Annotated in this window: 1 protein-coding gene; it reads right to left on the reverse strand. The window is 49.3% G+C overall.

From position 1 onward, the window contains the following. On the reverse strand, positions 1-1,548 hold a 1,548-nt coding region (locus JTI98_RS10370), incomplete at its 3' end, for a bifunctional UDP-sugar hydrolase/5'-nucleotidase (protein ID WP_216081216.1). Positions 1,549-1,565 lie beyond the last annotated feature (17 nt).

Here is a 1,565-nt window from a genome sequence, read left to right on the forward strand (position 1 = left end):
TTTGACTTCCTGTACGCGCATTTCATTGACTTGCTGAGGGTCGATGACGTTGCCTTTTTTCAGGTAATCAATCACCGCATCGGAGAGGTTATATCCGCCGCGGACCTGCTTATTTTTACCGTCGGTAAAAGCCATAAAACCATCACCGCCCGGCGCGAGGAAACTGTTGGTTGCCACGCGATAGGTTTGCGTATCGACAATGTTTTTGCCGTTAAGTGTAAATGTCGTCACGCGCTGGCCGACCGGTTTACGCGGGTCGTAGCGCATTTCAGCGCCTTTCGACATCTGTAATACGCCGTTGCTCAGCGACGCCCCATGCTCCATCAGATTGCGTAATGATTTACCCGTTAAATCCATCACGGTCAGTTCATTAGGGAACGGGAAGGCGCTAATAATATCGCCAAGCGTGAGGGGGCCAGGATTGAGATCGGCGCGTAAACCGCCCGAATTGGTCAGCGCAAGTTGCGCATCAGGCGCGGCGAACAGCATAGCATCGGTAAACAGGTTACCCAGCGATGAGGACTCGCCATAGGCCCGGGTCAACGCAATCGGCGTTTCACCCACTTTTTGGCTCACGGTTTCCGCGAGCTTTTTGTTCCAGCCATCAATCACCTTCTGCGTGACCGGATCGGGTTTCCATTCATCCGCATAAATTGTTTTCAGTTCAAAGCTTTTAACCGTGTGACGATGATTTTTTGTGTTGACATCCAGCACCAGTTTACCGATATCAATGCCACCGCTGTCGGTCGAGAGGATGAGGGTATTGCCCACTTTAATTGGTTCTGGCGTGCCAACATGCGCATGGCCAGTAATGAGAAGATCGAGGCCTTTGACCTGTTTTGCGGTCTGAATATCCTTATCCAGCGCACGTCTGACGTCCGCATTGCCGATGCTGGACTGGCGCGCCGGTGTGCCTTCGTGCATTAACGCGACGGTGATATCCACTTTTCCACGCAGCTCATCCAGATAGCGCTGTAGATACTTGACTTCATCACGCGCTTCAATTCCCTGGCGCATGGCTGACGACACCGTATCGTCAAAGGCAAACACACCGTGCAAACCGATGACACCGATTTTGACGCCGTCTTTTTCCACAATAGTGTACGGTTTATTCCAGAAGGGCAGAGTGCTGTTCTTAAAAAAGACGTTACCCAATAAAATAGGGAACGTCGCCTGGCTGAACTGCAAAAGGGTATTATCCCAGCCATGGTCAAATTCATGATTCCCGACAGAGGCCGCATCCACCGACATTGTATTCATTATATCGATAATTGCTTTTCCTTTAGTCAGGCTGCTTATATATGGACCGGTAAAATAATCACCGGCATCAAAATAAAACGTCGCCTTATTTTTAGCTTTTTCCTGTTTAACCAGTGTGGAAATATTAGCAAAACCGCCAATCTCCCGTTTACCTTCAGCAATATACGGCAGTTTATACGGTTCAACGTGGGCGTGGAGATCATTGGTATAGATGACGGTAACATCCTGCGCACAGGCATATCCCGCATATCCAGCGATGAGTAACGAGGCAATCAAGCGTTTTTTCATTGTTTATCCTTAACGAA

The sequence above is a fragment of the Citrobacter sp. MGH 55 genome (assembly GCF_016906145.1).
In the GTDB taxonomy this organism is placed as follows: domain Bacteria; phylum Pseudomonadota; class Gammaproteobacteria; order Enterobacterales; family Enterobacteriaceae; genus Citrobacter_A; species Citrobacter_A amalonaticus.